Origin of the sequence: Curtobacterium sp. MCLR17_045 (assembly GCF_003234405.1) — a bacterium.
Classification (GTDB): domain Bacteria; phylum Actinomycetota; class Actinomycetes; order Actinomycetales; family Microbacteriaceae; genus Curtobacterium; species Curtobacterium flaccumfaciens.
Genome location: NZ_QKTB01000039.1, coordinates 21,383 through 28,146, shown reverse-complemented (window position 1 = coordinate 28,146; position 6,764 = coordinate 21,383). Strand labels below are relative to the sequence as shown.

The 6,764-nt window shown below is 71.8% G+C and carries 6 protein-coding genes; 5 read left to right on the top strand and 1 reads right to left on the bottom strand.

The features are described from left to right. The first annotated feature begins 92 nt into the window (after positions 1-92). From DEJ05_RS16615 to DEJ05_RS16605, 3 genes are all read left to right on the top strand, one after another. A complete protein-coding gene (locus tag DEJ05_RS16615) occupies positions 93-1,025 on the top strand; it encodes an ABC transporter ATP-binding protein (RefSeq protein ID WP_111095987.1) in 933 nt (310 codons plus the stop codon). After that, complete coding sequence (locus DEJ05_RS16610) at positions 1,022-1,885, top strand: ABC transporter permease (RefSeq protein ID WP_111089311.1); 864 nt, start codon at positions 1,022-1,024, stop codon at positions 1,883-1,885. Before DEJ05_RS16615 ends, DEJ05_RS16610 begins: the two co-directional genes overlap by 4 nt. Positions 1,886-1,979: 94 nt before the next feature. Continuing rightward, complete coding sequence (locus DEJ05_RS16605) at positions 1,980-2,459, top strand: hypothetical protein (RefSeq protein WP_111111137.1); 480 nt, start codon at positions 1,980-1,982, stop codon at positions 2,457-2,459. A 12-nt stretch (positions 2,460-2,471) separates the two neighbouring features. Here DEJ05_RS16605 and DEJ05_RS16600 read toward each other — a convergent pair whose 3' ends face one another. Further along, entirely contained in the window at positions 2,472-3,077 is a 606-nt protein-coding gene (locus DEJ05_RS16600) for a dihydrofolate reductase family protein (protein WP_111111135.1), read from the bottom strand. Positions 3,078-3,181: 104 nt separating this feature from the next. Between DEJ05_RS16600 and DEJ05_RS16595 the strand changes: the two genes are divergently transcribed. Continuing rightward, positions 3,182-5,137, top strand: a complete 1,956-nt coding sequence (locus tag DEJ05_RS16595; RefSeq protein ID WP_111111133.1) for a family 43 glycosylhydrolase — start codon at positions 3,182-3,184, stop codon at positions 5,135-5,137. Between the two features lie 200 nt (positions 5,138-5,337). Then, positions 5,338-6,750, top strand: coding sequence for a GAF domain-containing serine/threonine-protein kinase (locus DEJ05_RS16590; protein WP_111031061.1), 1,413 nt, complete (start codon positions 5,338-5,340; stop codon positions 6,748-6,750). The last annotated feature ends 14 nt before the right edge of the window (positions 6,751-6,764 follow it).

The window sequence follows — 6,764 nt, the reverse complement described above, 5'->3', positions numbered from 1 at the left end:
GCCCCAGCACCCCCCGCGTCACCCTGTGGGAGCACACATCTCCCCCCAACGGCGGACGCGGCACCGACGGCCCCTCCCGTAGCGTCGAGGCCGTGATCGAAGTCAGCCATCTCACCAAACAGTACGGTCCGAAGACCGCCGTGGACGACGTCTCCTTCGTCGTGCGTCCCGGCAGTGTGACCGGCTTCCTCGGGCCCAACGGCGCCGGGAAGTCCACCACGATGCGCATGATCATGGGGCTCGACCGGCCCACGTCGGGCACAGCCACCGTGAACGGCCAGCCCTACACGAGCTTCCGCGACCCGCTCCGGCAGGTCGGCGCCCTGCTCGAGGCGAAGGCCGTGCACTCGGGGCGCAGCGCCTACAACCACCTGCTCTCGCTCGCGGCGACCCACGGCATCCCGAAGTCCCGCGTGCACGAGGTCATCGACATGACCGGCCTCGACTCCGTCGCGAAGAAGCGCGTCGGCGGGTTCTCGCTCGGCATGGGGCAGCGCCTGGGAATCGCTGCCGCACTGCTCGGCGACCCGAAGACCCTGATCCTCGACGAGCCCGTCAACGGCCTCGACCCCGACGGTGTCGTGTGGGTGCGTCAGCTCGCCCGCCGCATGGCCGCCGACGGCCGCACGGTGTTCCTCTCCAGCCACCTGATGAGCGAGATGGCGCAGACCGCCGACCGCGTGGTCGTGCTCGGCCGGGGCAAGGTCCTCGCCGACGCCCCGATCGCCGAGTTCGTCGCCGGTGGTGGCGCCGCTGCCGGCACCGATGCCGCCGTCAGCCGTGTCATCGTCCGCACGCCGGACCCGAACGGCCTGTTCAACGCCATCGGCCCGAACGCCGCGGTCACCCAGCGCGAGGACGGCTCGTTCCTCGTCGTCGGGCCCGACGCACCGACGGTCGGCAACATCGCCGCACAGGCAGGCGTCCCCCTGCACGAACTCACCCCGACCGGCGCGAGCCTGGAGGAGGCCTACATGGCCCTCACCCGCGACGACGTCGAGTACCGATCGGAGGGCACCCGATGAGCGCCACCACCTCGCCCACCACGCCGTCGACCCGGATGTCCGGCTCGACCCGCCTGTCGTTCCCGCACCTGGTGCGGAGCGAGTGGATCAAGCTGCGCAGCATCCGGTCCACGTTCTGGTGCTACGCGATCCTGGTCGTCCTCACGATCGGCATGGCGGCGCTGATCGGGGCGAACACGAACAGCGGCGGCCAGGAGCTGCCGACGGACGTCGCCAACGGCACCTTCGTGAACGCCAACGCCGTGGGTGTCCTGCTCTCGTCGCTCGTCGTCGGCGTGCTCGGCGTCCTCATCATCACCGGTGAGTACGGCACGGGCCAGGTCCGCTCGACCTTCACCGCAGACCCGCGGCGCACCGGCGTGATCCTGGCGAAGGCCACCGTCCTCGCCATCGCGACCTTCGTCGTCAGCGCCGTCGCCACCTGGATCGGCGTCCTCATCTCGCTCCCGCTGCTGGCCGGCAACGGAGTCGAGCCGGAGCTCGGTGACCCGTCGGTGTTCCTGCCGATCCTCGGTTCGTCGGTCTTCCTGACCCTGCTGGCGCTCCTCGCGTACGGCATCGGTCTGCTCGTCCGGTCGAGCGCCGGCGGCATCGCGATCACGCTCGGCCTCCTGCTGGTCGTTCCGGGGGTGCTCGCACTCATGAGCGGACTGATGAAGGTCGACTGGCCGATGGACATCGCGGCGTTCCTGCCCGACTCGGCCGGCGGCCAGCTCTACGCCTACTCGTACGACGGCGCGAGCACGGTCGACAACAGCGGGGTCGTGCTGAACGGCTGGGGCGGCTTCGGCGTCCTCGCCGCCGAGGTGCTCGTCGTGGGTGGCCTCGCCCTGACGCTCGCGCGCCGTCGCGACGTCTGACGCGACCACCCCACGGCCGGGAGGCGCGGTGCCAGCCGGCACCGCGCCTCCCGTCGTTCCGCGGGCGGGTCCACCGCGTCACTAGGCTCACAGCGTGCGTTCCGTCCCCGCCCTGCTCCTGCCCGCGATCGCGGGTGTGCTCCTGCTGGCCGGCTGCGCCGGGCCGCCGCCCGTCGACGAGGCAGCGCTGTCCGCCTGGGAGAAGCGGCAGCGAGCAGTCGAGTCGGACACCGAGCTCGGCGCCCTGTTCGCCGCTGTGTCACCCGGGGACGACGACAGTGACGAACCAGGCACGGGCGTCACCATCACGTTCCCGCACCCGGAGTCGGTCGACCACCTCGAGTTCTCGTGCTTCGGGGACGGGCACATGAGTGGCTCCTCCACCATCGGCTCGGCAGGCGCCTCGCAGACCCGACCGACAGATCCGATCTCCTGCCGGGACGGTTCACAGCGGATCGACCTTCCAGCGGAGCTGCGTCGCCGGGCGGACAGCGTTTCCTTCAACGGGTTCGGCAGTGACCGCGACAGCGCCTGGTACGTCCGGATCATCGCCACCGAGCCCGTCGAGGACTGACGTTCCGAGCGCTCAGGACCGCCGGACGTCGTACCGGTGCAGGGTGACACCGTTGTCGTAGCGCTGCTGCTCGAGCAGGTCGAGCTGCACGAGCGGGCGGTGCCCCGAGCGCGGCGGATCGAACAGCGGTCGGCCGGCGCCGAGCACCGACGGGTGCGTGAAGAGCATGACCTCGTCGAGCAGCCCGGCATCGAGCAGCTGACTCGCGATGCTCGGGCCGCCCACGCCGACGTCGCCGTCGCCGGAGGCACGGATCGCGGCCAGCTCGGCGATCGCGTCGCCGTCGCCTCCGATGACCCGGGTGTCGTGGTCGGCGGTGGTCCGTGTGCGGGACACCAGGATCTTCGGCTGCGCGGTCCAGATCTCGCCGTACTCGCGCAGGTACTGCGGCATCGACTCGTCGTGCCGGGCATCCGGCCAGAACGGGTCCATCATGTCGCGCACCACCCGACCCTCGACGGACAGGGTCATCGCCGCAGCGCGGGCGGTGAACTCGCGGTGCAGTGGCTCGTCGATCCGGATCCAGTCGGGTCCGTCCAGGCCGTCGTGCTCGCCGGGGGCCCGTTCGACGAACCCGTCGACGGAGACGTTGATCCAGTAGACGAACCTCGCGGGCATGGCATGACTCCTTCGTCGAGCCGAGCGTACGCTCGCGCACGTCGCCAGGCGACACCCGCAGTCCCTCAAGCAGCACCTTCCTCAACGACGAGAGCAGGTCCGGCATGCGCCGATCGTCCACCGCACTCCTCGCCGTCGTGACGTTCCTCGGCGTCGCGACCACGGGCCTCCAGGCCGCGCCAGCGGATGCGTCCGCGGTGCCGGGCGGGACCACCCGGGCGACCACCACCACGACCGCGGCGTCGAACGCCGCCGGCCGGCACGGCCGCGCGGCACCCAGCCACCGGAACCCGGTCGCGCTCAGCCTGCCGGACGGGCAGACGGCGGCGAGCTGCGCGGACCCGACCGTGATCCACGGAGCCGGACGCAACCGCAACTGGTACCTGTACTGCACCACCGACGCGCTCACCGCGACGGAGCAGAACCCGGACGGGTCCCTCGTGCAGCACGCGGTGCCGACGTATCGGTCGACCGACCTGACCCACTGGACGTACGTCAACGATGCCTTCCCGACGAAGCCCGCCTGGGTGGGCGACGCGAACGGGATCTGGGCGCCGGACGTCGTGTACCGCGCCGGAGACCGTGGCCGGGCCGGTACCTGGTACCTGTACTACGCGGCCTCGGACACCCCGTCGGCGACGGGGCCGACCGGCGGCGGCTCCGCGGTCGGGGTGGCGACGAGCTCGAGCCCGACCGGCCCGTGGAAGGACTCCGGCGGCCCGGTCGTGGCACCGCAGACCGCACCGAACGGCGACGGAGCGCGGTGGGCGTTCGACCCCGAGGTCATCACGGACAAGGGGACGACCTACCTGTACTTCGGCAGCTACTTCGGCGGCGTGAACGTCCGACGCCTCAGCGCCGACGGACTGCGCTCCGACCCGTCGACCGAGCGGCAGATCGCGATCGACAACCGCTACGAGGGCGCGTACCTGATGCGGCACGGTGGCTGGTGGTACTTCATGGGCTCCGCCACGAACTGCTGCAACGGCGCCCTGACCGGCTACGGCGTCTTCGTCGCCCGGTCGCGCAGCCCGCTGGGACCGTTCACGGACCGCGACGGCGTGGCGATCACGAGCACCCGGGTCGGTGGCACGCCCCTGCTCGCGCAGAACGGCAACCGGTGGGTCGGGACCGGCCACAACACCGTGGTCACCGACTTCGCCGGGCAGGACTGGATCATCTACCACGCGGCCGATCGCAACGACCCGTACTACGCGGGGCAGCCGACCTACACGAAGCGGCCGGCGCTGATCGACCCGCTCGACTGGCAGGGCGGCTGGCCGGTCGTCCGCGGTGGTGCCGGGCCGTCCGACACGGTGCAGCCGGGGCCGGTCGCGCAGCCCGGGCAACGGCCGACGTACCGGGCGTCGACCGCCCCCGTCGACGTGCCGGGGCGGACGATCCGGGCACTGTCGACGTCGTTCGACGGTGCCGCGCTGCCGGGGGCGGCGCCCGGGGCGGAGCCCGGAGCGCTGCCGGCCCAGCTCGCCTGGACGCGTGCGCCCGACCCGTCCACCTGGACCGTCGCCGACGGCACGTTCCGCTGGCAGACGCAGGACGCCGACATCCACCCGCCGGCGACGCCGCTCGCATCGGTGTTGTCCGAACCGGCACCCCGTGGGGACTACGTGCTCCAGACCACGGTCGGGGTGGACACCCCGGCGACCGGCGACGGCCTGAACTACGTGCAGGGCGGCCTGATCGTCTGGGGTGACGACGGCAACTACGTCCGCCTCACCTCGAACTCGATCTTCAACACGCGCCAGACGGAGTTCGGCAAGCAGGTGTCCGGGCAACCGGCCGGGGCGCCGAGCTACGGCAACATGGTCGTCGGTCCGGTCGGGGACACCACCACGCTCCGGATCGTCCACCGCGAGGTCCGGGGTGAGGACCGGTACACGGCCTACACGAGCCTGGACGGGCGGCACTTCGTCCGGGGCGGGACCTGGACGGCGGACCTCGGCAGTGCACCCCGCGTCGGGCTCATCTCACTCGGGGGCCCCGGCTTCACCAGCACCTTCGAGGACCTCCGCGTGAGCACGGTCGCGACGCGTCGCTGACGGGGCGGTCGGGTGCCGCCGGGATCGTAAGACACCGGTGTTCGCACGTTGAACCGCGGTCTGCGCGTGTTCGACCCGCGAACACCGGTGTCTTGCAGGCCGAACGGCCCCCGTTCAGCCGGAGAACGACGTCGGCGAACGAGATACCCGTCGGGATGCGAAGATGCATCGTTGGTGCCGGAGCCGAGAACGAGGGTTGGATGATCCCGACGGGAGACCACGACGCGAGCGCGCCGCTGCTCGACGGTCGGTACCGCGTGGAGCAAGCGATCGGCCAGGGCGGCATGTCCGTCGTCTACCGGGGTGTGGACGAGAGCCTGCACCGCCCGGTCGCGATCAAGCTCTTCCACGCGGGCATCGTCGACATCGCCCGCCAAGAGGCCGAACTCGGCGTGCTGGCGTCGCTCGAGCACCACAACCTCGTCAGCCTGCTCGACGCCGGAGTCGTCACCGGGCAGGACGGCACGCAGCAGCGCTACATCGTGATGTCGCTCGTCGTCGGGCAGGACCTCGAGGAGCGTCTCGCCGTCGGCCCGCTCGCCTCGCGGCACATCGCCGAGATCGGCTACGACATGGCCGAGGCGCTCGACTACATCCACGCCCACGGCGTCGTGCACCGCGACATCAAGCCGTCGAACATCCTGCTCGTCGACTACGGCAACGCCTCCGAGCGGGCCCGCGCACGCCTGACCGACTTCGGCATCGCGCTCGCCGCCGGCGTCGAGCGCCTGACCGCCGACGGCGTCACCACCGGCACCGCGGCCTACCTCAGCCCCGAGCAGGCGCGCGGCGGCGAGGTGGGCCCGCCGAGCGACGTCTACTCGCTCGGCCTCGTGCTGCTGCAGTGCTTCACCCGCCGTCGCGAGTTCCCGGGCTCGCTCGTCGAGTCCGCCGTCGCCCGGCTGTCGCGCGACCCCGTGGTCCCCGAGCCCCTGCCCGAGCACTGGAAGCACCTGCTCCGCGCCATGACCGCGCAGGACCCCGCGGCCCGCCCGCTCGGCGCCGAGCTGGTCACGATGCTCCGCGACGTCGTGATCGCCGAGACCGCCACGGCCGACCACGTGGTCGAGCCGACCGACGAGACGGCCCCGGTACCGACGCGCCCCGAGACGGACCGCCCGGCGACCCTCGACACCCTGCCCGACGAGTCGCTGCAGCGCACCACGGCGATGGCCGCCCGGCTCTTCGACGCACCGATCGCCCTGGTCGAGGTCCTCGACGAGGACCGCGAGTGGTCCCAGTCGTACATCGCCGAGGGCGTCGACGAGGCCGCCCGCAGCATCAGCTTCCGCAACGGCTTCGCCCCGGTCCCCGTCCCCGTCGTGATCCCGGACGGCTCCGCACACCCCGAGATGCGGAACAGCCCCCTGGTCACCGGTCCGCTCGGCATCCGCTTCTACGTCAGCGTCCCGCTCGTCAAGCACGACGGCGCACCGATCGGGACCCTCGCCGTGCTCGACACCCGCCCGCGGCAGGCCACCGAGGACGACCTCGCCAACCTCCGCGACCTGGCGGCGCTCGCCGTGTCGCAGCTCGAGATCCGCCAGGAGTCCCTGCGTACGACCAGCGACTCGCTGCCGGTCCCACGGGTGGTCGGCGACCACACCGCCTGACGGGAGGCCCGGTG